At 68.2% G+C, this 24,325-nt stretch carries 23 protein-coding genes; 14 read left to right on the top strand and 9 right to left on the bottom strand.

Translation table 11 applies throughout. The features are described from left to right. Positions 1 to 123: 123 nt before the first annotated feature. From hmgA to ACYX7E_RS11745, 3 genes are all read left to right on the top strand, one after another. Entirely contained in the window at positions 124 to 1,401 is a 1,278-nt protein-coding gene (gene hmgA / locus ACYX7E_RS11755; RefSeq protein ID WP_462080853.1) for a homogentisate 1,2-dioxygenase, read from the top strand. Between the two features lie 129 nt (positions 1,402 to 1,530). Then, positions 1,531 to 2,187, top strand: coding sequence for a hypothetical protein (locus ACYX7E_RS11750; protein WP_462080764.1), 657 nt, complete (start codon positions 1,531 to 1,533; stop codon positions 2,185 to 2,187). A 115-nt stretch (positions 2,188 to 2,302) separates the two neighbouring features. After that, complete coding sequence (locus ACYX7E_RS11745) at positions 2,303 to 3,250, top strand: sodium:calcium antiporter (RefSeq protein WP_462080763.1); 948 nt, start codon at positions 2,303 to 2,305, stop codon at positions 3,248 to 3,250. Here ACYX7E_RS11745 and ACYX7E_RS11740 read toward each other — a convergent pair. The 6 genes from ACYX7E_RS11740 to ACYX7E_RS11715 are packed head-to-tail and all read right to left on the bottom strand — an operon-like array spanning position 3,239 to position 9,245. Further along, entirely contained in the window at positions 3,239 to 3,742 is a 504-nt protein-coding gene (locus ACYX7E_RS11740; protein WP_462080762.1) for a Na+/H+ antiporter subunit G, read from the bottom strand. The genes ACYX7E_RS11745 and ACYX7E_RS11740 overlap by 12 nt on opposite strands. Next, on the bottom strand, positions 3,739 to 4,008 hold the full coding sequence (locus ACYX7E_RS11735) for a K+/H+ antiporter subunit F (protein ID WP_462080761.1): 270 nt from the start codon (positions 4,006 to 4,008) through the stop codon (positions 3,739 to 3,741). The genes ACYX7E_RS11740 and ACYX7E_RS11735 overlap by 4 nt, the downstream gene beginning before the upstream one ends. Next, positions 4,005 to 4,493 carry a Na+/H+ antiporter subunit E gene (locus ACYX7E_RS11730; RefSeq protein WP_462080760.1) on the bottom strand — a complete coding sequence of 163 codons (489 nt, stop codon included), beginning with the start codon at positions 4,491 to 4,493 and terminating at the stop codon, positions 4,005 to 4,007. The genes ACYX7E_RS11735 and ACYX7E_RS11730 overlap by 4 nt, the downstream gene beginning before the upstream one ends. Beyond that, positions 4,490 to 6,019 carry a monovalent cation/H+ antiporter subunit D gene (locus ACYX7E_RS11725; protein WP_462080759.1) on the bottom strand — a complete coding sequence of 510 codons (1,530 nt, stop codon included), beginning with the start codon at positions 6,017 to 6,019 and terminating at the stop codon, positions 4,490 to 4,492. The genes ACYX7E_RS11730 and ACYX7E_RS11725 overlap by 4 nt, the downstream gene beginning before the upstream one ends. Then, complete coding sequence (locus ACYX7E_RS11720) at positions 6,016 to 6,408, bottom strand: Na+/H+ antiporter subunit C (RefSeq protein ID WP_462080758.1); 393 nt, start codon at positions 6,406 to 6,408, stop codon at positions 6,016 to 6,018. The genes ACYX7E_RS11725 and ACYX7E_RS11720 overlap by 4 nt, the downstream gene beginning before the upstream one ends. Continuing rightward, the gene (locus tag ACYX7E_RS11715) at positions 6,408 to 9,245 is read right to left on the bottom strand and encodes a monovalent cation/H+ antiporter subunit A (protein ID WP_462080757.1); all 2,838 of its coding nucleotides are present in this window, start codon (positions 9,243 to 9,245) and stop codon (positions 6,408 to 6,410) included. The genes ACYX7E_RS11720 and ACYX7E_RS11715 overlap by 1 nt, the downstream gene beginning before the upstream one ends. A 293-nt stretch (positions 9,246 to 9,538) precedes the next feature. On the opposite strand from ACYX7E_RS11715, the gene ACYX7E_RS11710 reads away from it, so the two are divergent. Beyond that, the gene (locus ACYX7E_RS11710) at positions 9,539 to 10,450 is read left to right on the top strand and encodes an SDR family oxidoreductase (RefSeq protein WP_462080756.1); all 912 of its coding nucleotides are present in this window, start codon (positions 9,539 to 9,541) and stop codon (positions 10,448 to 10,450) included. 108 nt (positions 10,451 to 10,558) lie between these two features. Here ACYX7E_RS11710 and ACYX7E_RS11705 read toward each other — a convergent pair whose 3' ends face one another. The 3 genes from ACYX7E_RS11705 to ACYX7E_RS11695 form a co-directional block, all read right to left on the bottom strand. Further along, positions 10,559 to 11,059 carry an Mpo1 family 2-hydroxy fatty acid dioxygenase gene (locus tag ACYX7E_RS11705; protein ID WP_462080755.1) on the bottom strand — a complete coding sequence of 167 codons (501 nt, stop codon included), beginning with the start codon at positions 11,057 to 11,059 and terminating at the stop codon, positions 10,559 to 10,561. Between the two features lie 16 nt (positions 11,060 to 11,075). After that, the gene (locus ACYX7E_RS11700) at positions 11,076 to 11,411 is read right to left on the bottom strand and encodes a DMT family transporter (RefSeq protein WP_462080754.1); all 336 of its coding nucleotides are present in this window, start codon (positions 11,409 to 11,411) and stop codon (positions 11,076 to 11,078) included. A 243-nt stretch (positions 11,412 to 11,654) separates the two neighbouring features. Then, positions 11,655 to 12,551 carry a phosphoribosylaminoimidazolesuccinocarboxamide synthase gene (locus ACYX7E_RS11695; protein ID WP_462080753.1) on the bottom strand — a complete coding sequence of 299 codons (897 nt, stop codon included), beginning with the start codon at positions 12,549 to 12,551 and terminating at the stop codon, positions 11,655 to 11,657. Positions 12,552 to 12,760: 209 nt separating this feature from the next. Here ACYX7E_RS11695 and ACYX7E_RS11690 point away from each other — a divergent pair, with 209 nt between their 5' ends. The 10 genes from ACYX7E_RS11690 to cphA all read left to right on the top strand — a co-directional run bounded on the left by ACYX7E_RS11690 (position 12,761) and on the right by cphA (position 24,322). Next, entirely contained in the window at positions 12,761 to 13,096 is a 336-nt protein-coding gene (locus tag ACYX7E_RS11690) for a J domain-containing protein (protein ID WP_462080752.1), read from the top strand. A 154-nt stretch (positions 13,097 to 13,250) separates the two neighbouring features. Further along, the gene (gene rpe, locus ACYX7E_RS11685; protein WP_462080751.1) at positions 13,251 to 13,940 is read left to right on the top strand and encodes a ribulose-phosphate 3-epimerase; all 690 of its coding nucleotides are present in this window, start codon (positions 13,251 to 13,253) and stop codon (positions 13,938 to 13,940) included. Next, the gene (gene rraA / locus ACYX7E_RS11680; protein ID WP_462080750.1) at positions 13,937 to 14,413 is read left to right on the top strand and encodes a ribonuclease E activity regulator RraA; all 477 of its coding nucleotides are present in this window, start codon (positions 13,937 to 13,939) and stop codon (positions 14,411 to 14,413) included. Before rpe ends, rraA begins: the two co-directional genes overlap by 4 nt. Before the next feature lie 378 nt (positions 14,414 to 14,791). Continuing rightward, positions 14,792 to 15,721, top strand: a complete 930-nt coding sequence (yegS, locus tag ACYX7E_RS11675) for a lipid kinase YegS (protein ID WP_462080749.1) — start codon at positions 14,792 to 14,794, stop codon at positions 15,719 to 15,721. 246 nt (positions 15,722 to 15,967) lie between these two features. After that, positions 15,968 to 17,479 carry an anthranilate synthase component I gene (gene trpE, locus ACYX7E_RS11670; RefSeq protein WP_462080748.1) on the top strand — a complete coding sequence of 504 codons (1,512 nt, stop codon included), beginning with the start codon at positions 15,968 to 15,970 and terminating at the stop codon, positions 17,477 to 17,479. Further along, the gene (locus ACYX7E_RS11665) at positions 17,479 to 18,579 is read left to right on the top strand and encodes a threonine aldolase family protein (RefSeq protein ID WP_462080747.1); all 1,101 of its coding nucleotides are present in this window, start codon (positions 17,479 to 17,481) and stop codon (positions 18,577 to 18,579) included. The genes trpE and ACYX7E_RS11665 overlap by 1 nt, the downstream gene beginning before the upstream one ends. 157 nt (positions 18,580 to 18,736) lie before the next feature. After that, positions 18,737 to 19,324 (top strand): anthranilate synthase component II, encoded by a 588-nt coding sequence (locus tag ACYX7E_RS11660; RefSeq protein WP_462080746.1) that lies wholly within the window; start codon positions 18,737 to 18,739, stop codon positions 19,322 to 19,324. Positions 19,325 to 19,412: 88 nt separating this feature from the next. Continuing rightward, on the top strand, positions 19,413 to 20,444 hold the full coding sequence (gene trpD / locus ACYX7E_RS11655) for an anthranilate phosphoribosyltransferase (RefSeq protein ID WP_462080745.1): 1,032 nt from the start codon (positions 19,413 to 19,415) through the stop codon (positions 20,442 to 20,444). 228 nt (positions 20,445 to 20,672) lie between these two features. Next, positions 20,673 to 21,512, top strand: coding sequence for a cyanophycinase (locus ACYX7E_RS11650; protein WP_462080744.1), 840 nt, complete (start codon positions 20,673 to 20,675; stop codon positions 21,510 to 21,512). A 14-nt stretch (positions 21,513 to 21,526) separates the two neighbouring features. Further along, complete coding sequence (cphA, locus tag ACYX7E_RS11645) at positions 21,527 to 24,322, top strand: cyanophycin synthetase (protein ID WP_462080743.1); 2,796 nt, start codon at positions 21,527 to 21,529, stop codon at positions 24,320 to 24,322. The last annotated feature ends 3 nt before the right edge of the window (positions 24,323 to 24,325 follow it).

Raw genomic sequence — 24,325 nt, 5'->3', positions numbered from 1 at the left:
TCCCGGACGGTCTTCTGCTGGCCCGGGCAGGGTCCCAGGACCACACGCATGAACGCCTCCATCGACGACACCATCATCGCCCTGCCGCAGCGCGACCCCCAGGCCACGCAGGCTGCCGGCTACATGTCGGGTTTCGGCAATACCTTCGCCAGCGAAGCGATCCCCGGCACGTTGCCGATCGGCCGCAACTCGCCGCAGCAGGTGGCGTATGGCCTGTACGCCGAGCAGTTGTCGGGAAGCGCGTTCACCGCGCCACGTGCGGAGAACCGGCGCAGCTGGCTGTATCGGATCCGTCCGGCGGCGATGCATAGCGAGTTCTCGCTGCTGCCGCAGTCGCGCCTGCACAGCGATTTCGGCGATGCGCCGGTGTCGCCGGACCAGTTGCGCTGGGATCCGCTGCCGCTGCCCGAGCAGGCGGTCGATTTCGTCGATGGCCTGTACACGATGGGCGGCAACGGCTCGCCGGCCGCGCAGCAGGGCGTGGGCATCCACCTGTACGCGGCCAACCGTTCGATGCAGGGGCGCTTCTTCTACGATGCCGACGGCGAACTCCTGATCGTGCCGCAACAGGGGCGCCTGCGGATCGCCACCGAACTCGGCGTGCTGGACGTCGAACCGCAGCAGGTCGCGGTGATCCCGCGAGGCATCCGTTTCAGCGTGGAGCTGCCTGACGGTCCGTCGCGCGGGTATGTCTGCGAGAACTTCGGCGCGTTCCTGCGCCTGCCGGACCTGGGGCCGATCGGCGCCAACGGCCTGGCCAATCCGCGCGATTTCGAAACCCCGGTCGCGGCCTATGAGGACGTGCAGGGCGCGTTCGAGCTGGTCGCCAAGTTCCAGGGCCACCTGTGGCGTGCCGACATCGGGCATTCGCCGCTGGACGTGGTCGGTTGGCATGGCAACCACGCGCCTTACCGCTACGATCTGCGCCGTTTCAACGCGATCGGTTCGATCAGCTTCGACCATCCCGATCCGTCGATCTTCCTGGTGCTGACGTCGCCGACCGATACCCCCGGCGTGGGCAACGTGGACTTCGCGATCTTCCCGCCGCGCTGGCTGGTGGCGCAGGACACGTTCCGGCCGCCGTGGTTCCACCGCAACATCGCCAGCGAGTTCATGGGCCTGGTCCATGGCGTCTACGACGCCAAGGCCGACGGTTTCGCACCGGGCGGATGTTCGATCCACAACTGCATGACCGGGCATGGACCGGATGCGGCGACGTTCGCCAAGGCCTCCAGTGCCGACCTGTCGCATCCGGACGTCATCGCCGGCACGATGGCCTTCATGTTCGAGACCCGGGCGGTGATCCGCACGACCGCGCAGGCGATCGCGGCGGCGCACCGGCAGCGCGACTACCAGGCCTGCTGGGCCGGACTGCGCAGCCACTTCGTCGCCCCGGTCTGACCGCGGCGAGCGGACGCGGCAGGGCGAGAGAGGGGGCAGGGCGGAGCGGAACGGCCGGCGACTTTTCGCTGCGTTGACGGTTTCGGGCGCACAATCGGCGATCACTCGAGCCCGCTCCGGAGATCGCCGATGAAGCTTCACCTGCTCACCGCTGCCACGCTGGTGGTCGCACTGGCCGCCTGCGACGCATCGCGTACGCCCGATACCGCGTCGACGCCGACGCCCGCCGCGGATGCCCCGGCGCCTGCAGCACCTGCTGCCGATACCGCGACATCACCCGATGTCGCCGATGCCGCCCCTGCGCCGCCTGCCGCCACTGCGATGCCGGCGGAAGGCGCGATCTCGTTCTCGGGCTTCGGTCCGGCGGCATTCGGTGCGACCGAGGAAGAGGTCCGGATGTCCTGGGGCGCTGATCTGGGCAGTGCCGCGCCGTCCGAGCCGGGCGGTTGCTACTACCTGATCCCGCAGCCGCCGACCGGGGCCGGCTACCGGATCGCCTTCATGATCGAGGGCGATCGCTTCTCGCGTCTGGACGTGCGCGCGAGCGATATCGTGGCTCCCGGCGGCGGCCGCATTGGCATGAAGGCCGACGACATCGCCAAGCTGTATCCCGGCCGCGTCGAGACCCATCCCCACAAGTACGTCGAAGGCGCGAAGAACCTGCGCGTCAAGGCCGATGCCGGCGGCAATGGCGTGCTGGTTTTCGAGACCGGCGCCGATGGCGCGGTGACGCGCTGGCGCGTCGGCGTGCCGCCCCAGGTCGACTATGTCGAAGGGTGCTCCTGACCGGCTGACTGGCTGATGGACTGATGCGGGCCTTCGCTGTGGCGGAGGCCCGGTCGCGTCGCCGGAACGCAAATCGGGCATAGAATCCCGGGACGGCCATCGTGGGGGAGTGGGGATGCTGGAAGCACTGGGACTGCTGTTCGCCGGATTGCTGCTGCTGGCATTGGGCGGCGACTCCATCGTCAAGAGCGCCTCCGGGCTGGCGCAGCGCTTCGGCGCTTCCCCGTTCGTCGCGGGCCTGCTGCTGATCTCGTTCGCGACCTCGCTGCCGGAACTGGCGGTCAATGCGCGCGCGGTGTTCACCGGCGACATCCACCTGGCACTGGGCAATGCGGTCGGCAGCAACATCGCCAATCTTGGACTGACCCTGGGCGTGGCCGCGCTGGCCGCGCCGCTGTTGTTGCGCATGCGCCTGCTGTCGCCCCTGCTGGTGTTGCTGGCCGTGGCGACCCTGGCCCTGATCGTGTTCGGGCTGGATGGCAGCATCAGCCGGGTCGAAGGGGGCGTGCTGTTGCTGGGCTATGTCGCGATGCTGGTATTCGTGCTGGCACGCGGCCGCCGCGAGGCGTCCGAGGTCCAGCAGGCCATCGCGGACTACGCGACCACGCCGACAGGGCTGTGGCTGGGCGTCGCGCGTTTCGTCATCGCTGCTGCGTTGCTGTTCTTCGGCGCCAAGTACGTAGTGCAGTCGGCCGGCGCGCTCGGTGTGGCCTGGGGCTGGACGCCGCTGCTGGTCGGCCTGTTGCCGGTCGCGATCGGCACCGCGTTGCCGGAGGTCGCGGCCGCGATCGCCGCCGCCCGGCGCGGGCGTGGCGACATCGTCGCCGGGCATGTGATCGGCTCGAGCCTGTTCAACCTGCTGGTCGTCGTTGGCGGCATGGCCGCGTTCCGTCCGCTGTCGCTGCCGGAATCGTTCGTCCGCCTGGAGCTGCCTGCGGCGATCGCCTTCGTGTTGGTGCTGTATCCGTTGTTGCGCGGTGACCTGCGCATCAGCCGCATCGAGGGCGGCGTACTGGTCGCGGCGTTCGCCGGATGGGTCGCGCTGGAGCTGCTACTGATCTGACGGCGGGCGCGGATTCGCCGCCGCCTTGCCGGCGTCGTCGGACGAGGATGCGGTGGGCGACGGGCCTGCGCCGTCAGGGCCTGCGTCGCCGGCACCCGTGTCGCCAGCCTCCGTGTCACTGTTGCCTGCGCCGCGATTGCGCGCATCGTAATCGGCCGGTACATCGCTGTCGGGGATCTCACCCGGATGCAAGGGGCGTTTGTCCATCAGCGACAGCGCCGCGCGCGACATCAGGTGCGCACTGACCGGTGCGGTCAGGAACAGGAACACCGTGATCAGCAGTTCGCGCGGATGCAGGCCGCTGCCGTAGGCGGCGTGATACGCCACCGAGGCTGCCAGGATGCAGCCCACGCCCAGCGTGCTCGCCTTGGCTGGTCCATGGATGCGACGGAAGAAATCCGACAGTTTGACCAGCCCGATCGCGCCGAGCAGCGTGAAGAAGCAGCCGACCAGCAGCAGCAACGCGAGCAGGATTTCCCAGGCCAGGTTCATTCGACGATATCCCGGCGGATGACGTACTTGCTCATCACCACGGTCCCGACGAAACCGAGCATGGCGATGATCAGCGCGACTTCGAAGTAGATCGCGGTGTTGAGATGCATGCCGAACAGGATCAACTGGGCAACGGTGCTGACGTACAGCGTGTCCAGCGCGAGGATGCGGTCGGGCGCGCTGGGGCCGCGCAGCAGGCGCCACAGCGACAGCAGCATCGCCAGCCCGACGATGTGCAGCGAAACGACGATCGCGACGCCGATCATGGGAACACCTTGTGCAGCGGCGCTTCGTAGCGGGATTTGATCAGTGCCACCAGCGCCTCGGGATCATCGGAGCTGAGGTAGTGGATCAGCAGGTGGCTGCGGTCTTCCGACAGTTCGGCCGACACCGTGCCCGGCGTCAGCGTGATCACGCTGGCCAGGGCCGAGATGCCGTGGATGTTGGTCATCGCCAGCGGCATCCAGATAAAGCCCGATTGCAGCTTGCGTTCCGGTCCCAGCACCTGCAGGGCTACGGTGACGTTGGCGACGACGATGTCGTACAGCACCAGGCCAATGAACGGCAGCAGGATCGACAGCTGGCCCAGGCGCGCGAACTCGCGTTCCAGGCGCGCCGCCAGCAGCGGCATCAGGAACGCCAGCAACGTGGCCATGACCAGGTTGGCCGCGCCGGCGTCCTCGGCCATCAGCAGCCAGAACAGGAAGACCGTCAGGCTCTGCGGGATCGATGGCAACAGGCGGTTCTTCATGGCGAAGGCCTCCTCAGTTGTGGCGTCGTCCCGAGCACCTGCTCGATGTAGGCGGCAGGCGCGAGCAGTTGCTCGGCCGTCGCACGGGTGTAGGCCAGGATCGGATTGGCGGCCAGCGTCATCGCGATGCCATAGCCCAGCAGCACCACGATCGCGGCGATCTCGATGCGGCGCACGGTCGGCGTGTCGAGGTCCTTCGGCGCCGGTTCGACCCGCCAGAACAGCTGCGTGCCCGCGCGCGACATGCCGATCAGCACCATCAGGCTGCTGGCCAGGATCACCGTCCAGACCAGGGCGATCCGGTCCTGCGGCGTGGCCGACAACAGCATCAGCTTGCCGACAAAGCCCGACAGCGGCGGCAGGCCGATCACCGAGACCGCGGCCACCATGTACAGGAATGCCGGCAGGGTCTTGTCGGCCATCGCCGAGATCGGCATCAGGTAGTCGCCGCTGTGCACGCGATGGCGCTGGACCAGGTCGGCGATCAGAAACAGCGCGGCGGTGACGAATGCGCTGTGCGGCAGGTAGTACAGGCCCGCGGAAATCGTGCCGGACGTGGCGATCGCGAAGGCGACGAACAGCGTGCCCGCCGACAGCAGCACCAGGTAGGCGATACCGATGCGCAGCCGCGGCGCGCCGACCACGCCGAGCGCGGCCAGCACCAGCGTCGCCGCGCCGGCCGGCAGCAGCCAGCCCGAGGCAAAGCCGGCCAGGGCGCCGGCATCGGGCCCCAGCATCAGGCTGCTGATGCGCAGCACCGCGTACAGGCCGACCTTGGTCATGATGGTGAACAGCGCGGCGACCGCGACAGGCGCGCGCGCGTAGGCCTCGGGCAGCCACAGGTACAGCGGCAGCAGCGCGGCCTTGGCGCAGAACACCACCAGCAGCAGGCCGAGCCCGGCGCGCAGCATGCCGGCATCCTGCGCGCTGGCATTGGCGATCCGCAGTGCCATCTCGGCCATGTTCAAGGTGCCGAGCATGCCGTACAGCAGGCCGAGGGCGATCAGGAACAGCGTCGATGCGGCGATGTTGAAGACCGCGTAGTGCATGCCGGCGCGGATGCGCGGTCCGCGCGCGCCGCTGAGCAGCAGGCCGTACGACGAGATCAGCATGACCTCGAAGAACACGAACAGGTTGAAGACGTCGCCGGTCAGGAACGCGCCGTTGAGGCCCATCAGCTGCAGCTGGAACAGGGTGTGGAAATGCAGCGCACGCTGGTCCCAGCCGGCGCAGGCGTGCATCAGGCACGGAATCGCCAGCAGCGTGGTGGTCAGCACCATCATCACGCTCAAGCGGTCGACCATCAGCGCGATGCCCAGGCGTGCCGGCCAGTCGCCCAGCAGGTACACGACCATGCCCTGCTCGTGGACCTGCAGCAGCAGCGCGATCGCCGATGCCAGCAGCGCCGCCATGCCGATCCAGGCGCCGACCCGCAGCACGCGCATGCGGTGGTGCCGCTCGAGCAGCAGCAGGAGCGCGCCGGTCAGCAGCGGGATCAGGATCGGCAGCATCGCCAGGTGCTTCATCGCATGCCTCCGTCGCGCGCGGCAGGCGCTTCGGTGCGGCGCTCTTCGGCTTCGGGCTCATGGCCGTCGACGTGGTCGCTGCGCAGGTCGGCGTGTTCGCGCATCGCGATGACTACCATGATCGCGGTCATCGCGAAGGCGATGACGATCGCGGTCAGCACCAGTGCCTGCGGCAGCGGATCGACATGATTGGCCAGGGTCGCGGCGACGCCCTCGCGCAGCACCGGCGGCTTGCCGACGACCAGGCGCCCGGAGGAGAAGATCAGCAGGTTGGTGGCATACGACAGCAGAGTCAGCCCGAGGATCACGTCGAACGTGCGTGCGCGCAGCAGCAGGTAGACGCCACCCGACACCAGGACGCCGATCGCGGTGGCCATTGCCAGTTCCATCAGGCGCCTCCTCTGGCGGGTGCAGCGGCCATGTCTGCGTCGGCGGCGTCGCTCGCGGCATCGTCGCGGCGCTGCCGCACCGTGCCCATCGTCGACAGCATCAGCAGCGTGCCGGCGAACACCACGACATACACGCCGATGTCGAACACCATCGCACTGGCCAGCGCGAGCTTGCCGATCACCGGCAGTTCCAGGTCGACATGCCCGCTGGTCAGGAAGGGATAGCCGAACCACCATGAGCCCACGCCGCCGACGATCGCGAACAGCCAGCCGATCGCGATGCCGCGCAGGTAGTCGAAACCGAACGTCGCCTCGACCGAGCGCGCGCCCTGCAGCACGTATTTCATCAACACCGGCACCGCGATCACCAGGCCGGCGATGAAGCCACCGCCCGGCGCGTTGTGGCCGCGCAGGAACAGGTAGATCGACACTGTCAGCGCCAGCGGGAACAACAGTTGCGTCAGGTCGGCCGGGATCGGCAACTGCACCGGTGGCCCGGGCATCACTTCATCGGGTTTCAGGCGGACCCACTTGAGCATCGCGTGGACGACCAGCGCGGCGATGCCGAACACGGTGATCTCGCCGAAGGTATCGAAGCCGCGGAAGTCGACCAGGATCACGTTGACGACGTTGCGGCCATAGGCCTCGGGCAGCGCACGCGCCAGCAGTTCCGTGGACACCGAGTCCAGCGGCCGCATCATCATCGCGTAGGCCAGGCCGGCGACGCCCACGCCCGCGAACAGCGCGATGATGACGTCGCGCCATTTGCGGTACTTGGTGCGGGCATTGTGCTTGGACTGCTTGGGCAGGTAGTTGAGCGCCATCATCATCAGCGCGATCGTCACCATCTCGACCAGCAGCTGGGTGAGTGCGAGATCGGGCGCCGACAGGTAGACGAACAGCAGGCTGACCATCAGGCCGACCGAGCCGATGACGATCAGCGCGGTCAGGCGCTTGCCGTGCACCAGTACGGTGCCAATCGCACCCGAGACCAGCACCGTCCACAGCAGCCAGCCCAGCAGCGGCATCGATTGCGGCGCCGGCAGGTGGGCGATCTCCAGCGACAGTCGCCCCACGAACGGCAATGCCGCCGCGACCATCGACACGACGATCAGCCAGAACAGGCTGCGCTGCAAGCTGCCGTTGGCCACGGCCTCGTTGAAGCGCGTGGCCAGGCGGAACAGCGTCTCGATGTTCAGGTGGAACAGGCGGCGGCCGGCCGAATGTCGCATCACCGCATGCAGGTCGAACAGCCGGCGCAGGCCCAGGTACAGCAGCACGCCACCGATCATGCCGCCGATGCTCATCATCAGCGGCAGGTTGAAGCCGTGCCAGATCGCCAGGCTGAAATCGGGCGTCGCATCGCCCAGCGTGCCGATGGCGGCGGTCTTGAGTGCCGCGCCGACGGTCCAGGCCGGGAACACGCCCACCGCCAGGCACAGCGCGACCAGGATGCCGACCGGGATGCGCATCCAGCGCGGCGGCTCATGCGGCTCGGTATCGAGCGCGCGCGGGCCTTCGCCGAAGAACGTGTCGTGCACGAAGCGCAGGCTGTAGGCGATGCCGAACACGCCGGCCAGCGCGGCGACCACGCTGATCGCGGTCCGCATATGCGCGTGCTGCTGGATGTCCAGCGCCTCGGCGAAGAACATCTCCTTGGACAGGAAGCCATTGAGCAGCGGGATGCCGGCCATCGCCATCGATGCGATCACTGCCAGCGCACTGGTCACCGGCAGCAGCTTGCGCAGGTTGCCGAGCCGGCGCATGTCGCGGGTGCCGGTCTCGTGGTCGATGATGCCCGCGGCCATGAACAGCGAGGCCTTGAACGCAGCATGGTTGATGATGTGGAACAGCCCGGCCACCACCGCCATCGGCGTCGACAGGCCGAACAGCAGGGTGATCAGGCCCAGGTGCGAGATCGTCGAGTACGCCAGCAGGCCCTTGATGTCGTGCTGGAAGATCGCGTTCCAGGCGCCGAACAGCAGGGTCGCCGCGCCGACACCGCTGACCGTGTAGAAGAACAGGTCGGTGCCGGCCAGCGCCGGGTGCAGGCGCGCCAGCAGGAACACGCCGGCCTTCACCATCGTCGCCGAATGCAGGTAGGCCGACACCGGCGTCGGCGCCGCCATCGCATGCGGCAACCAGAAGTGCAGCGGGAACTGCGCGCTCTTACTGAAGATGCCCAGCAGCACCAGCGCCAGCGCGAACGGATACAGCGCGCTGTCGCGGATCAGGTCGCCGGACGCAAGCACGATGTCGAGGTCGTAGCTGCCGACGATGCGTCCGATCACCAGCACGCCACCCAGCAGCGCCAGCCCGCCCATGCCGGTGATCGTCAGCGCCATCCGTGCGCCCTCGCGGGCGTCCTGGCGATGCGACCAGAAGCCGATCAGCAGGAACGAACTGATGCTGGTCAGCTCCCAGAACACCACCAGCAGCAGCAGGTTGCCGGCCAGCACCATGCCGAGCATCGCGCCCATGAACAGCAGGAGGTAGCAGAAGAAGCGCCGCGCGCTGTCCCGGCTCGACAGGTAGTAGTGCGCGTACAGCACCACCAGGGCGCCGATGCCGAGGATCAGCAGCACGAACATCCAGGCCAGGCCATCGAGCCTGAGCGTGAAGTCGAGGCCGGCTTCCGGGATCCAGGCGTGACCGCCGCGCAGGATGCCGCCGTTGATGACCTCCGGCGTCAGCCAGGCCAGGATCCCCAGCCCCAGCAGCGGTGCCGCTGCCGCCATCCATGCGATCGTGCCTCTGGACGTGTCTCGGGGGACCGCCATGACGGCAGCCGCGAGCAGGAAGGGCAGCGAGAGCAGGAGGTAGAGCGGTGAGGGCATGCAGGGAATGCGCGATTCGCGAGCAAGGCGTTCGATTCTAGCAGTACGCCGCCGTCCCGTTAACAGAAAATATGCGCGGGAACATGACGATCAGCCTCTTTTCGACGAAATAGGTCGCCGTTGGCGCCCGTCCGCCCGGCCCTGCGTAGCGGCCCCGGAGGGGGGCCGCGTCCGTCCCTTGCCGGCCCGGCGTCATGCAGGTCCATCGCCTATCCTTGCTGCATGATCCCTGCCGCGATGATGTGGTCTCCCGTCTTTCCACGCCCTGCCGAGGGTGTCGGGAGCCATCGGCCATGACCGCCGCGGGCGCGCCCCGGCGTCCGTTGGCCCTGGTGTTCGGCGCCAGTGGCCAGATCGGCATGCCCCTCCAGGCGCGGCTGCGCGCGCTGGGCTGGGACGTGGTCGGGGTCACGCGCAGCCTGCGTGCGGATGCCCCGGGACTGACCTGGCGGCAGGGGAGCTTCGCGGATGTGGACGGATTGCCGGCGGCAGCCGATGCGATCTTCAGCTGTGGCCCCCTGGATGCGTTTGCGCAGTGGTACGCGCTGGCGCAGGTGATCGCGCCGCGGGTCGTGGCCTTCGGCTCCACCAGCATTGGCGTCAAGGCCGACTCTGCAGACGCGCATGAGCGCGACATCGTGCAGCGGCTGGAGCATGCCGAGGCCTCCCTGATGGCGGCCGCCGCCCAGCGCGGCGCCGCCATGACGATCCTGCGGCCGACGCTGGTCTATGGCAGCGGGCGCGACGTCAACCTGAGCCGGATCGCTGCGATTGCCCGCCGGCTGCGTTGCTTCGTGCTGCCCCGCGATGCGACCGGGTTGCGCCAGCCGGTGCATGTCGAGGATCTGGCCGAGGCCGCCGTCGCTGCGCAGGCGGCCGATGCGAGCCATGGCCGGATCTATGCGCTCGCGGGAGGCGAGGTCTTGCCGTATCGCGAGATGGTGCGCCGCGTGCTGCAGTCGCTGGAACCACCGCGTCCGCTGTGGGTCCTCCCTTCGCCGCTGTTCCGGACCGTGCTGTGGGCGGCACGCAGGATCGGCATCGCCGCCGGTTTCGGTGACGCCGCGTTCGCGCGGCTGCGCGATGACCTGGCCTTCGACAACGGCCCGGCCCAGCGGGATTTCGGCTACGCGCCGCGGGCGTTTCGGCCGATCCCCGGCATGTTCATCGCGGCGGACGCCGAGCGGAACACGCGTCCGTCGTAGCAGCGCCTGGGCGCGCGCGCCGGCGTCCTGCACTCAAGGGGGATCGGCAGCAGGCGGCAACGGCGCAGGCCGCTTCCGTAACCGACGGCCGTCGCGACCAAAGGGCCGTTACCAGCGCAGCCCCAGCTTGCGATACAGCTTCGACAGCACCCACGCCGGTCCGATCAGCAGGTAGACCAGGTCGGTCAGGAAGCTCGGCTTCTTGCCTTCGATCTTGTGGCCGACGAACTGCGCGATCCAGGCCACGACGAAGACCGCCAGCGCAAGCCCGAGCAGGAATGGGGTGCCCAGTCCGTCATGCAGCCAGCGCGTCAGCCACGACATCGCGACAAAGATCGCCAGCATGCCGGTACCGAGGACGCGCGATGAGCGGAAATAGAACATCCAGGCCGCGAACATCGCCAGCGCCGCCCACAGCCCGGGGCCGAACCAGGTGCCGGGCACCGGGATGCACCACAGCAGGGCGATGACGCTCCACAGGATCGCCGGGACGGCGAAGACATGGATCGCCTGGTTGGTGTCGTCGCGGTGGTCGCTGCTGTAGCTGGCGAACCAGCGATCGATCGGGCGCTGCGGCGCGGTGGCATCGTGGTCTGCACTGGCGTTCATGGCACCCCTCCCAGGGTCAATGCGCGGCAGTGGACGAGAATAGCTGCAAAACCATGACCCCGCCGATGATCAGGCTGATGCCGACGATCGCCGCCAGGTCGAGGGGCTGCCGGTAAACCAGCCAGCCGATCAGGGCGATCAGGCTGACACCGACCCCGGACCAGATGGCATAGGCGATGCCGATCGGGATGGTCTTCATGACCAGCGACAGGCAATAGAAGGCGACGCCGTAGCCGGCGACCACCAGCAAGGACGGGCCCAGCCGGGTGAATCCCTCGGAGGCCTTCAATGCGCTGGTGGCGATGACTTCGGCGACGATAGCGATGCCGAGCAAGAGGTAGGCAGGCGACATGGCAGTGACTCCAGACGGCTTGAAGGGGCGCGGAGTCTAAGGGATCGTGCAGTGAACCCAGCCTGTCCCCGCGTGCTTGACCCTGCGCCGGTCTTCGTCGCACGCCGGCCGTGCTCAACGGGCGCAGCCTTGATCCGGAGGCCCCATGCGCGTGTCATCGCCCGGCAGTCTCCCGGAGGCATGCCGGACATACGGCGGGCCAGCGTTGCCATGCGCGGCTGATGATGTCGCGCGGATGCGCCGTCAGTCGACCGAGATGCCTGCCAGCTTCTGGAGGGCTTCGGCATAGCGGGCACGGGTGCGCGCGATGACTTCGGGCGGCAGGCGCGGACCCGGTGCGGTCTTGCCCCAGCCGGTGGTTTCCAGATGGTCGCGGACGATCTGCTTGTCGTAGCTCGGTGGACTGGTGCCGATCTCGTACTCGTCGGCCGGCCAATAGCGCGAGGAGTCGGGCGTCAACATTTCGTCCATGACATACAGGCGGCCGTCGGCATCGGTCCCGAACTCGAACTTGGTGTCGGCCAGCAGGATGCCGCGCTGTGCCGCGTACTCGGCGGCGTGGCGGTACAGGCGCAGCGTGGCGTCGCGGACCTGCTCGGCAAGATCGGCGCCGACCAGCTTGACCGCGGTATCGAAGTCGATGTTCTCGTCGTGGTCGCCGACGGCGGCCTTGGTCGACGGCGTGAAGATCGGCTCGGCGAGTTTCTCGGCCTGGCGCAGGCCGTCGGGCAGGGCGATGCCGCTGATGCGGCCGGTCCGCTGGTAATCCTTCCAGCCGCTGCCGATGACATAGCCGCGGGCGATGGCTTCGACCGGGACCGGGCGCAGCTTGCGGGTCACGACCGCGCGTTGTGCGTACAGGCTGGCGTCGACACCAGCGGGCAACACGCTGGCGACGTCGATGCCGGTCAGGTGGTTGGGCATCAACGCCGACGTGCGCGCGAACCAGAAATTGCTGATCTGGCACAGCATCTCGCCCTTGCCCGGGATCGGGTCGGGCAGGACCACATCGAACGCGCTGAGGCGATCGGTGGCGACGATCAGCAGTTTCTCGTCGCCAAGGTCGAAAACATCGCGCACCTTGCCGCGGTGGCGCAGGGTCAGTCCGGGAAGATCGGACGAGAGCAGCGTGGTTGCCAAGGGCGGTTCCCAGCGGGCGGGCCGACCAGTTTAGTGCGATTTCATGGCCGGATGCAGCGTTCCGGACGGCCGGGCGACGGCCAGGGACGCCGGGAGGGGGCAGCTGGCCGCCGGATGGCCTTGTTTTCAGGCCCTTTGCGCCTGATCGCCTCCGCCGGGAACCCAAACGCTGCCGAGACGTGGCGCCCCGGACGCCATAGACTGTGCGCATGAAACGCTGGTACGGAAAACTCTTCGGCTTCATCGCCGGCATGTTGCTGATGCGCGGACATCCTGCGGGCGGGCTGATCGGCCTGCTGATCGGGCACGCGTTCGATGCCGACTGGATCACGCCCAACCGCGATGCGCCCTATCGCGCGCTGGGGCTGACCAGCGACGCCAGCGATGCCGAGATCGACCAGGCCTATCGCCGGTTGATGTCGCAATACCATCCCGACAAGGTCGCGGGTGCCGCGCCGGAACTGCGCGAGCAGGCCGAACAGAAGGCACGCGAGATCAACGCCGCTTACGACAAGCTGCAGACCCGGCGTCGCCGCAAGGGCTGACCGCGGCGGCGGGACAGCGGAGAAGGCAGCACGCGACAGGACGCGCCGCATGCTGTCGGTGTCCGCAAGCCCGTCAGGGCCGCGGCCGCAGATGGCCTAAACTAGGCGCCGGGCGCAGCGACGCGCCCGCTTCCGCCCTACGCCCAGGACCGCCATGCAAGCCCCCGTGATCGCCCCGTCCATCCTGTCCGCAAACTTCGCCCGCCTTGGCGAGGAGGTCGACAACGTGCTCGCCGCCGGTGCTCATTGGGTGCACTTCGACGTCATGGACAACCACTACGTGCCCAACCTGACGATCGGCCCGCTGGTCTGCGAAGCCTTGCGCAAGCACGGCGTGACCGCGCCGATCGATGTGCACCTGATGGTCTCGCCGGTCGACCGCATCGTGCCGGAGTTCGCGCAGGCCGGCGCCAGTCTGATCAGCTTCCATCCCGAAGCCAGCACCCACGTGCATCGCACGATCCAGTTGATCAAGTCCGCAGGCTGCCAGGCCGGCTTGGTGCTGAACCCGGCGACGCCACTGGAGGTGCTGGACTACGTGCTTGAAGACCTCGACCTGGTGCTGCTGATGTCGGTCAATCCCGGCTTTGGCGGGCAGGCCTTCATTCCGTCGACGCTGGACAAGCTGCGCAAGGTGCGCGCGCGCATCGACGCACTCGGCAAACCGATCCGGCTGGAGATCGATGGCGGCGTCAAACCCGACAACATCCGCGAGATCGCCGCTGCCGGCGCCGATACCTTCGTTGCCGGTTCGGCGATCTTCGGCAAGCCCGATTACGCGGCGGTCATTACGCAGATGCAGGCCGAGATCGCGCAGGCGCGCGCCGCCGGGACCAGCGCATGAAGACCTGCGACCTGTGCGACCAGTTCGAAGCGGACGTCCGGGTCCTGGACCTGACGTTGGGTGACTTCGGTGGACGGGTCGCGTTTGCCGGCATCGTCAGCACGGTCAAGGCGCTCGAAGACAACTCGCGTGTCCGCGAAGCCGTCGCCGAACCCGGTCACGGACGCGTGCTGGTGATCGATGGCGGCGGTTCCGGCCGCCGCGCGATGCTCGGCGACATGCTGGCGGAAAAGGCGGTCGCCAATGGTTGGGCTGGCGTGCTGGTGCATGGCGCGATCCGCGACAGCGAGGCGATCAGCCTGCTGGACCTGGGCGTCAAGGCGCTGGGCACCTGCCCGATGAAGACCGACAAGCGCGGCGAAGGCTTGCGGGATGTGCCGGTCGAATTCGGTGGCGTGCTGATCCGCCCCGGCGACTGGCTGGCTGCAGACGAGGATGGCGTCGTCCTGGCCGATCGCGTGCTGGTGGCCTGAGAACGCCGGGGAAGGTCCGTGCTGGCCGTGCGTTTGCCGCGCGGGCGCTGCTCCACGATGGCCGATGGATTGTCAGGGGGCCTGGGCATCCGCTGGTTCGGCCTGATGCCCAAGGACCCCGCCGCAGGGAGGCATCCTGCCTCCGCCCGTCGTCCCTGCTATGGCCTGCCATGCTCCGGTTTGCCGATGCCGGATGATGACAGCCGTCGATGCGTACTGGAGCATCGACGCAGCATGCATCGCCGGCGCAGGTATCGCGGGAGCGTGCGGCGTGCCGGCGCAAGCCTCCCGCCCGCAGTGTGCGTATTCACTGCGGCTTAGCGCGTCTGCCCGTAGCGTCGCCGCTGCGCAATCCGCCACCAACCAGGTCGCCGCTCCATGACATCTCCCCGCTGGCGTCTGATCCTCAATGGCAAGTCCGCGGGCGATGACGACCTGCGCGACGCGGTGACGCAGATGCGCACGCGGGGCATCGCGCTGGACGTGCGGGTGACCTGGGAATCCGGGGATGCCGAGCGCTACGTCGCCGAGGCCATCGCCGATGGCGTTGACACGATCGTCGCCGCCGGTGGCGACGGTTCGCTCAGCGAGGTCGCGACGACGCTGGCCCATCGCGACGAGGAGGCCGGGGCATTGCCGACCCTGGGGTTGATCCCGCTGGGAACCGCCAATGACTTTGCGGCCGCCGCGCTGATTCCGGATGCGCCGCTGGCCGCCCTCGAACTCATTGCCAGCCGTCCGGCGCAGCCGATCGACCTGTTGCGGATCGACGCCGACGATGGCGTGCACTGGTGCGCCAACCTGGCCAGCGGCGGCTTCGGCACCCGCATCACCGTCGAGACCAACGAGGGCCTGAAGAAGATGCTCGGCGGGCTGGCCTATCTGCTGACCGGCCTGTCGAAGCTGGGCCGGATCGATCCGATCCAGGCGCGCATCCATGGCCCCGGCTTTGCATGGGAAGGCGGTTTCATCGCGCTCGGGGTCGGCAATGGCCGGCAGGCGGGCGGCGGGCAGGCGCTGTGCCCGGATGCACTGGTCGACGACGGCCTGCTCGAACTGACCGTGGTGCCGGGACTGGAAGGTGAGGTGGCGGCAACGCTCGGCACCGTGGTCGCCGATGGCAAGGCCGCGGCGCTAGAGCGCGTCGCCGAACGTGCCCGCCTGCCCTGGGTCGAGATCCAGGCACCGGAACCGCTGACGCTCAATCTGGATGGCGAGCCGGTCGAGGCGCGCAGCTTCCGCATCACTTGCGTGCCGGCACGCGTGCGCATGCACCTGCCGGAGGCGAGCCCGCTGCTGTCGTCGTAGCCGGCATGCCCGATGGGCGCGTCTGACGGGGATGCCCGGCGCAGGAGGGTCGCAGAGGGCCTGTGCCGGCATGCCCTTGCGTTTGGCCGGCATGACATCGGCTCATGACGACAGGCCCCCGGACCGGTTACAGTAGCGCCATGAGCGTCCCTGCAATCCCGCAACTCCTTGCCGCCGACCTGGGTTGGCGATGGTGGCTTCCTGCTGTCGTCGCTCCTGCCCATTCGTCGTTGAAGGATTTGTCGCGTGATTTCGCAACAGCAGTTCCTGCAGTACGCCGCCGCTGACGGCCAGGCCTCCGGGCCCTCCTACAATCTTGTCCCCGTGGTGCGTGAGGTCCTGTCGGATCTCGATACGCCGCTGTCGGTGTACCTGAAGCTGGCCGATGGCCCGTATACCTACCTGTTCGAATCGGTCGAGGGTGGCGAGCGTTTCGGTCGCTATTCGATCATCGGCCTGCCGGCGTCGCGGGTGTTCGCATTCCATGGCCACACGCTGACCGTCAGCGAGCATGGCGAAGTCGTCGAAACCCGAGAAGTGGCCGACCCCTTCGCCGAGGTCGAGCGCCTGCGCAAGGCGCACTCGGTGCCCAAGCTCGACGACCTGCCGGGCTTCACCGGCGGTCTGGTGGGCTGGTTCGGGTTCGAATGCATCGAATACATCGAGAAGCGGCTGGCCGGCAACGGCAACCGGGACGAGCTGGAAACGCCCGACATCCTGCTGATGCTCAGCGAGGAGGTCGCCGTGTTCGACAGCCTCAAGGGCCGCCTGTACCTGATCGTGCACGCCGACCCGCGCGAGCCGCAGGCCTGGGCGAAGGCGAACCGCCGCCTCGATGGCCTGGCCCACCGCCTGCGCCATGGCGGTGCCGGCTATCCCGAGACCCTGGTGCCGGCGGCGCTCGACGAAGCCGATTTCGTGTCCGGCTTCACCCGCGAAGGCTTCATCGAGGCCGTGCAGAAGAGCAAGGCCTACATCGCCTCGGGCGACGCGTTCCAGGTCGTGCTGTCGCAACGCATGTCGGTGCCGTTCCATGCGCGCCCGGTCGACGTCTACCGCGCGCTGCGCGCGCTGAATCCGTCGCCATACATGTATTTCCTCGATGTCGGCGGCACCCAGGTGGTCGGCTCCTCGCCCGAGATCCTGGTGCGCCTGCAGCATACCGAGGATGGCGTCGGGCAGGTCACCGTCCGGCCGATCGCCGGGACCCGTCCGCGCGGCAAGACCCGCGACGAGGACCTGGCGCTCGAGGCCGAGTTGCTGGCCGACCCCAAGGAGCGCGCCGAGCACCTGATGCTGATCGACCTCGGCCGTAACGATGTCGGCCATGTCTCGGCGGCGGGGACGGTCGAGCTGGGCGAGCGCTTCGTCATCGAGCGCTACAGCCACGTCATGCATATCGTCAGCGAAGTCACCGGCCACCTGAAGCCGGGCCTGACCTATGCCGACGTGCTGCGCGCGACCTTCCCGGCAGGCACCGTCAGCGGCGCGCCGAAGATCCGTGCGCTGGAAATCATCCGCGAACTCGAACCCATCAAGCGCAACGTCTATTCCGGCGCGGTCGGCTACATCGGCTGGCACGGCGATGCCGACACCGCGATCGCGATCCGCACCGCGGTGATCCAGGACGGACGGCTGCACGTGCAGGCCGGCGCCGGCATCGTCTACGACTCCGATCCCGAGAAGGAATGGGACGAGACGATGAACAAGGGGCGGGCATTGTTCCGTGCGGTGGCCGAAGCGGCACGGGGGCTGTGATGCAGGACGATGCCACGCCGTCGCGGCTGGTCTTCCGCAACGACTACAGCGAGGGCGCGCACCCGCGCATCCTCGAAGCCCTGGTCCGCGCCAGCAACGAGCAGAACGCCGGCTATGGGTGCGACCGCCACAGTGTGCGTGCCGCCGAACTGATCCGTGCCCTGGCAGGACAGCCGTCCGCGGCCGTGCACCTGCTGTCCAGCGGCACCCAGACCAACCTGGTCGCGTTGTCGGCGTTCCTGCGCCCGCACCAGGCGGTGATCGCCGCCGACAGCGGCCACATCGCCACCCACGAGACCGGCGCCATCGAGGCCACCGGGCACAAGGTGCTGGTGGCGCCGTCGACGGACGGCAAGCTCGCGCCTGTCGACGTCGAAGCGCTGCTCGACGCGCACGGCAACGAGCACATGGTGCAGCCGCGGCTGGTCTACGTGTCCAACAGCACCGAGTCGGGCACCGTCTACTCGCGCAGCGAACTGGTCGCGCTTTCGGCCCTGTGCCGCGCGCGCGGGCTGCTGCTGTTCGTCGATGGCGCGCGCCTGGGCGCCGCGCTGACCGCGGACGCCAACGACATGACGCTGGCCGACATCGCCGCGCTGGTCGATGCGTTCTACATCGGTGGGACCAAGAACGGCGCCCTGCTCGGCGAGGCGCTGGTCGTGGTCCATCCCGGCCTGCAGCAGGACTTGCGCTACCTGATCAAGCAACGCGGCGCGTTGCTGGCCAAGGGCATGGTGCTCGGCGTGCAGTTCGAGACCCTGTTCGAGGACGGCCTGTATTTCGAACTGGCCCGGCATGCCAACCGCATGGCCGCGCGCCTGCATGCCGGATTGCTCGGCAACGGTGCGGAGTTCGCCGCACCGCTGGCCACGAACCAGTTGCTGCTGCTCGTGACCGATGACGAGGCCTCCGCATTGGCGGCCATCTGCGAGTTCCAGCCCTGGCAGTCGCTCGGCGGAGGGCGCCAGGTGGTGCGGCTGGCGACATCCTGGGCGACGCGCGAGGACGCGGTGGATGCACTGGTCCACGCGCATGCCGCCCTGATGCGCGCGCATGCGTCCGCAGCGCGCGCGACGTCCGATCGGGCGGTCGCGTCGTGATCCTGTCGTCTGGTGGGCGACCTGATGTGCCGTCTGGCGCCGCCCGCTGGCGATGCACGGCACAGGCAATCATCGCGAACGCATCGCCGTCGGCAGGATCCACATCATCCACATCGCCGAACACCTCTACGCCATCTTCCTGCTCGCGGATTGAATCATGTTGTTGATGCTCGACAATTACGACAGCTTCACCTGGAACCTCGTGCAGTACCTGCAGGCCCTGGGGGCCGAGGTCAAGGTGGTGCGCAACGATGAGCTGAGCGTTGCGCAGATCGCCGCGCTGGCGCCGGAGCGCATCGTGATCTCGCCAGGGCCGTGCACGCCCAACGAAGCCGGCGTGTCGCTGGAACTGATCGAGACCCTGGGCGCGACCACGCCGATCCTGGGGGTCTGCCTGGGCCACCAGGGCATCGGCCAGGCCTATGGCGGCAACGTCATCCGGGCCGGCCGCATCATGCACGGCAAGACCTCGGCGATCCGGCACGAAGGGCGGGGCGTGTTCGCCGGCCTGCCGGATGGTTATGAGGCCACCCGCTACCATTCGCTGGTGGTCGAGCGTTCGTCGCTGCCCGCGAGCCTGGAGATCACCGCATGGACCGAGAACGAGGATGGCTCGTTCGAGGAAATCATGGGGCTGCGCCATCGCGAACATCCCGTGCAGGGCGTGCAGTTCCATCCCGAGTCGATCCTGACCGAGCATGGCCACGCGCTGCTGAAGAACTTCCTGGATCATCCGCGCGGCTGACCGCGCTGACCGCGCTGGCCGACGCGGCCGTATGCGCGCCCCGCCAGGGAATCATCGCGGCCCAGGCCGCCACCACAGGTTTGCCGTCATGCCGATCACGATCCAAGAAGCCCTGCAACGCACTATCGAACACCGCGAAATCTTCCACGACGAGATGGTGGAGCTGTTCCGCCAGATCATGCGTGGCGAAGTCTCGCCGGTGATGACGGCGGCGTTCCTGACCGGCTTGCGGGTCAAGAAGGAAACCGTCGACGAGATCGCCGCGGCCGCCACGGTGATGCGCGAGTTCTCGCGCTCGGTGGACGTGGCCGACCGCTCGCACCTGGTCGACATCGTCGGCACCGGTGGCGACGGCTCGCACACGTTCAACATCTCGACTGCCAGCATGTTCGTCGCCGCGGCCGCCGGTGCGCGCGTTGCCAAGCACGGCAACCGCAGCGTGTCGTCCAAGTCCGGTAGCGCGGACGTACTCGAGGCCTTGGGAGCGAGCATCGAGCTGCAGCCCGAGCAGGTCGCCCGCAGCATCGCCGCCTGCGGCATCGGCTTCATGTACGCGCCGGTGCACCATCCGGCGATGAAGGCGGTCGCCCCGGTGCGGCGCGAGATGGGCGTGCGCACGATCTTCAACATCCTCGGGCCGCTGACCAATCCCGCCAATGCGCCCAGCATTCTGATGGGCGTGTTCCATCCCGACCTGGTCGGCATCCAGGTGCGCGTGCTGCAGGCACTGGGCGCCGAGCGAGCGCTGGTGGTCTGGGGGCGCGACGGCATGGACGAGATTTCGCTGGGCGCGGCGACGCTGGTCGGCGAACTGCGCGACGGCAAGGTGCGCGAGTACGAGATCCATCCCGAGGACTTCGGCATCGCGATGGCGGCCAGCCGCAACCTCAAGGTCGACAATGCCGAACAGTCGCGCGAGATCCTGCTGGCGGCGCTGGGCAACACGCCGGGACTGCCGCTGGAAATCGTCGCGCTGAATGCGGGCGCCGCTCTGTACGTGGCCGGCGTCGCCGACTCGATCGCCGACGGCATTGCGCGCGCGCGCGCCGCGGTCGCGTCCGGGGCCGCATTGGCCAAGCTGCACAGTTACGTCGACACCACGCGCCAGCTGTCGGCCTGACAGCAAGGCAGGTCCGTTCCGGGGCCGATGCTGACGCGGGCGTCATGGCGCTGGCGCGATCATCCGCGCTCGCCCATCCAGCGATTTCAGCGACCTGGCCGGTGCGGCCGCATCCGGGGGCGACAGCTCCCTCCGGCGCTGCCGCGCAGCAGGACGGCGGTGCTTGCGGTGCGGCTTCCGCCCCGTGGTACTTTTGTGATCGTCGTCCCACGGCCAAGGAGCCGATGAATGCCTAGCAAAACCCCCGACGGAGAAGCGCGGGGCTGGATCATCCCGATTGGCGGCGCAGAGGACAAGCAGACCAATCCCAAGGTGCTCAAGCGGTTCGTCGAATTGTGTGGTGGCGCGGATGCCGAGATCGTCGTGATCCCGACCGCCAGCCGCCTGATCGAGACGGGCACCCAGTATGCGGAACTGTTCCCGGGCCTCGGCGCCGGCAAGGTCACCGTGCTGGATTTCGACACCCGTCGCGATTGCAGCGAGCAGAACCGCCTCGACGTCATCGAGCGTGCGACCGGCGTGTTCTTCACCGGTGGCAACCAGTTGCGCCTGTCGACGCTGCTGGGCGGCACACCGGTGGCCAAGCTGGTGCGCCAGCTCAACGCGCGCGGCGTGGTCGTGGGCGGCACCAGTGCCGGTGCCAGCATCCTCAGCGAGCACATGATCGCGTTCGGCCACGAGGGGTCCTCGCCACGGGCCGGCAGCGTGCGGCTTGCGCCCGGGCTGGGCCTGACCAACCGCTTCATCATCGACCAGCATTTCCGCCAGCGCGATCGCCTCGGCCGCCTGGTGGCGGCACTGGCCTACAACCCGTTCGCGATCGGCATCGGCCTCGATGAGGACACCGCGGCCTTCATCGGTCCCGACGACACGCTGGAAGTCGAGGGCAGCGGCTCGGTGACGATCGTCGATGCCAGCGAACTGACGTTCTCGTCGATGGACCGTGCCGGCGAGGACGATCCGGTGTGCCTGCTCGGATTGCGCATGCACATCCTGGTCGCCGGTGCCACGTTCAATCTGCATACCCGCCGCGCCGCCGCCGGCCGCCTGGCGACGACCAAGACCTGATCAGGGAGATCACGATGCGCATACTGGAACGTTCCGTCTATGTAGGTCCTTCGCAGTACGCGCACTTCCCGGTCATCCGGCTGGTGCTGGATCTGGAGGCGCTCGAAGCCTGGCCCACGGGCCGGCTCGGGTTCGCCTTCGTCGATGGCCTGGTGGCGGCATTGCCGGGCCTGGCCACGCATGGCTGCTCGTATCGCGAACCCGGCGGATTCATCCGCCGCATGCGCGAAGGCGAGGGCACGTGGCTGGGCCATGTCATGGAGCATGTCGCGATCGAGCTGCAGAACATCGCCGGCGAAGACGTGACGTTCGGGCGCACCCGCAGCATCGGCGAGGACCGACCCGGCGTGTACTCGGTGGTCTACGAGTACGTGCAGCGCGAGGAAGGCATCGCCGCCGGCGAACTCGCGATCCGGCTGCTGTGTTCGCTGCTGCCGGCCGACATCCAGCCTGCCGGCAGCGTGCCCGCGGACTGGGAATGGGACTCGGCGCGCGACGACTTCATCCGCTATGCGCAAAAGCGTGCACTGGGGCCGTCGACCGCCTCGCTGGTGCGTGCAGGCGTCGAGCGCGGCATCCCGTGGCTGCGCCTGAACCAGCAGTCGCTGATCCAGTTCGGGCATGGCAAGTACCAGCAGCGCATCCAGGCCACGATCACCGGCAAGACGCCCTACATCGCGGTCGAGCTGGCCAGCGACAAGGAGGAGACCAACAAGATCCTCGCGTCGCTCGGCCTGCCGGTGCCGCGCCAGCAACTGGTCACCAGCCAGGTCGATGCCCTGAAGGCCGCGCGCCGGTTGGCTGGCCCGGTCGTGCTCAAACCCTACAACGGCAACCACGGCCGTGGCATCACCATCAACATCACCGGCGACGACGAGATCCGCGAGGCCTTCGTCGCCGCGCAGGCGCATTCGCGCTCGGTCATCGTCGAGACCTTCCAGCCCGGCGACGACCACCGCCTGCTGGTCGTCAATGGCGAGCTGATCGCCGCGACCCGGCGCACGCCGGGGCATGTCGTCGGTGATGGCGCCAGCTCGATCGCGCAACTGGTCGAGGTCGTCAACCAGGATCCGCGTCGCGGCGTCGGCCATGAGAAAGTGCTGACTCGGCTCGAGCTCGATGCCCAGGCCGGTCTGATGATGGAGCGCGTGGGCTACCGCGCCGAGTCGGTCCCGGCCCAAGGCGAGGTGGTGTTCCTGCGTTCGACGGCCAACCTGTCGACCGGCGGCACCGCGACCGATGTCACCGACATCATCCATCCCGACAACCGCGATATGGCGGTGCGCGCGGTGCGCGCGATCGGCCTGGACGTCGGCGGCGTCGATTTCATCACGCCCAACATCGCCGAGAGCTACAAGGCGATCGGCGGCGCGATCTGCGAGGTCAACGCCGCACCGGGCTTCCGCATGCACGTCGCGCCCAGCGAAGGCACGCCGCGCGACGCTGCCGGCCCGGTCATCGACATGCTGTTCCCACCGGGCACGCCGTCGCGCGTGCCGATCGCCGCGATCACCGGCACCAACGGCAAGACCACCACCGCGCGCATGCTGGCGCACGTCAGCAAGATGGCCGGCTACACGCCGGGCCTGACCACGACCGATGGCGTCTACATCGACGGCCAGCGCACCGTCGAGGGCGACATGACCGGACCGGTCTCGGCCCGGATGGTGCTGTCGGATCCGCATATCGACATGGCCGTGCTGGAAACCGCACGCGGTGGACTGCTGCGCGCGGGCATGGGCGTTCCCGAAGTGGATGTGGGCGCGGTGTTGAACGTCGCCGCCGACCACCTGGGCCTGAAAGGGATCGACACGCTGGAGCAACTGGCCGAGATCAAGCGCATCGTCGTCGAGGTCGCGCGCGATTGCGCCGTGCTCAATGCCGACGATGCCAACGTGCTGAAGATGTCCGGCTACACCGATGCCAAGACTATCTGCTACGTGACGATGAATCCGTCGCATGCCCTGGTGCGCGAGCATATCCGTGCCGGCGGTCGCGCCTGCGCGCTGGAGGCCGGCGTCAATGGCCACATGATCACGCTGTACGACAAGGGCAGCCATATCCCGTTGATGTGGACGCACTTGATCCCGGCGACGATGGAGGGCCGCGCGCTGCACAACGTGCAGAACGCGATGTTCGCCGCGGCCATGGCGTTCTCGCTGGGGATCCGGCTCGACGCCATCCGCCAGGGCCTGCGCACGTTCGACACCACGTTCTTCCAGGCGCCCGGGCGCATGAACGTGTTCGACGAGCATCCGTTCAAGGTGCTGATGGACTACGCACACAACGCGCATGCCGTGGGCGTCATGGCCGACCTGGCCCAGCGCCTGGATGTCGTCGGCCGTCGCATCGTGGTCGTGGCCGGCCCGGGCGATCGCCGCGACGAGGACCTGCATGCGATCGCCGCCGCGGTGGCGGGGCGTTTCGACCACTACATCGTCCGCCGCGACGACGCGCTGCGCGGCCGCGATGGCGACGAAGTACCACGCATCATCGCGCGCGCCCTGCAGCAGCGTGGCGTCGATGCGTCGGCGATCGACATCATCGCCGACGAGCAGCAGGCGATCGAAGCCGGCCTGCGGATGGGACGCAGCGGCGACCTGTTGCTGGTGTTCGCCGATGCGCTGGCGCGCTCCTGGAAGCAGATCATCAAGTTCACGCCGGAAGGCGTGACCCCGCGCGCCGCGCGCAAGCTCGAACCGCCGTCGCTGGATGCCGCGCTGAGCGCCGACGAAGCCGCGGTCGCCGCGATGGAAGGCGTCATCCGCGACGAGCGCGGCCTGGTGTTCGAACGCGAAGACAACGATTGAGGT

It is taken from the genome of Luteimonas sp. RIT-PG2_3 (genome assembly GCF_054902115.1).
The sequence above is the reverse complement of the archived record's forward strand: the minus strand, read 5'-3'. Positions and strand labels throughout refer to the sequence as shown.

Excerpts from the sequence above, each read along its gene's own strand:
- hmgA (WP_462080853.1), top strand. The coding sequence starts at position 124 with ATGTCGGGTTTCGGCAATACCTTCGCCAGCGAAGCGATCCCCGGCACG.
- ACYX7E_RS11750 (WP_462080764.1), top strand. The coding sequence starts at position 1,531 with ATGAAGCTTCACCTGCTCACCGCTGCCACGCTGGTGGTCGCACTGGCC.
- ACYX7E_RS11745 (WP_462080763.1), top strand. The coding sequence starts at position 2,303 with ATGCTGGAAGCACTGGGACTGCTGTTCGCCGGATTGCTGCTGCTGGCA.
- ACYX7E_RS11740 (WP_462080762.1), bottom strand. The coding sequence starts at position 3,742 with ATGAACCTGGCCTGGGAAATCCTGCTCGCGTTGCTGCTGCTGGTCGGC.
- ACYX7E_RS11735 (WP_462080761.1), bottom strand. The coding sequence starts at position 4,008 with ATGATCGGCGTCGCGATCGTCGTTTCGCTGCACATCGTCGGGCTGGCG.
- ACYX7E_RS11730 (WP_462080760.1), bottom strand. The coding sequence starts at position 4,493 with ATGAAGAACCGCCTGTTGCCATCGATCCCGCAGAGCCTGACGGTCTTC.
- ACYX7E_RS11725 (WP_462080759.1), bottom strand. The coding sequence starts at position 6,019 with ATGAAGCACCTGGCGATGCTGCCGATCCTGATCCCGCTGCTGACCGGC.
- ACYX7E_RS11720 (WP_462080758.1), bottom strand. The coding sequence starts at position 6,408 with ATGGAACTGGCAATGGCCACCGCGATCGGCGTCCTGGTGTCGGGTGGC.
- ACYX7E_RS11715 (WP_462080757.1), bottom strand. The coding sequence starts at position 9,245 with ATGCCCTCACCGCTCTACCTCCTGCTCTCGCTGCCCTTCCTGCTCGCG.
- ACYX7E_RS11710 (WP_462080756.1), top strand. The coding sequence starts at position 9,539 with ATGACCGCCGCGGGCGCGCCCCGGCGTCCGTTGGCCCTGGTGTTCGGC.
- ACYX7E_RS11705 (WP_462080755.1), bottom strand. The coding sequence starts at position 11,059 with ATGAACGCCAGTGCAGACCACGATGCCACCGCGCCGCAGCGCCCGATC.
- ACYX7E_RS11700 (WP_462080754.1), bottom strand. The coding sequence starts at position 11,411 with ATGTCGCCTGCCTACCTCTTGCTCGGCATCGCTATCGTCGCCGAAGTC.
- ACYX7E_RS11690 (WP_462080752.1), top strand. The coding sequence starts at position 12,761 with ATGAAACGCTGGTACGGAAAACTCTTCGGCTTCATCGCCGGCATGTTG.
- rpe (WP_462080751.1), top strand. The coding sequence starts at position 13,251 with ATGCAAGCCCCCGTGATCGCCCCGTCCATCCTGTCCGCAAACTTCGCC.
- rraA (WP_462080750.1), top strand. The coding sequence starts at position 13,937 with ATGAAGACCTGCGACCTGTGCGACCAGTTCGAAGCGGACGTCCGGGTC.
- yegS (WP_462080749.1), top strand. The coding sequence starts at position 14,792 with ATGACATCTCCCCGCTGGCGTCTGATCCTCAATGGCAAGTCCGCGGGC.
- ACYX7E_RS11665 (WP_462080747.1), top strand. The coding sequence starts at position 17,479 with ATGCAGGACGATGCCACGCCGTCGCGGCTGGTCTTCCGCAACGACTAC.
- ACYX7E_RS11660 (WP_462080746.1), top strand. The coding sequence starts at position 18,737 with ATGTTGTTGATGCTCGACAATTACGACAGCTTCACCTGGAACCTCGTG.
- trpD (WP_462080745.1), top strand. The coding sequence starts at position 19,413 with ATGCCGATCACGATCCAAGAAGCCCTGCAACGCACTATCGAACACCGC.
- ACYX7E_RS11650 (WP_462080744.1), top strand. The coding sequence starts at position 20,673 with ATGCCTAGCAAAACCCCCGACGGAGAAGCGCGGGGCTGGATCATCCCG.
- cphA (WP_462080743.1), top strand. The coding sequence starts at position 21,527 with ATGCGCATACTGGAACGTTCCGTCTATGTAGGTCCTTCGCAGTACGCG.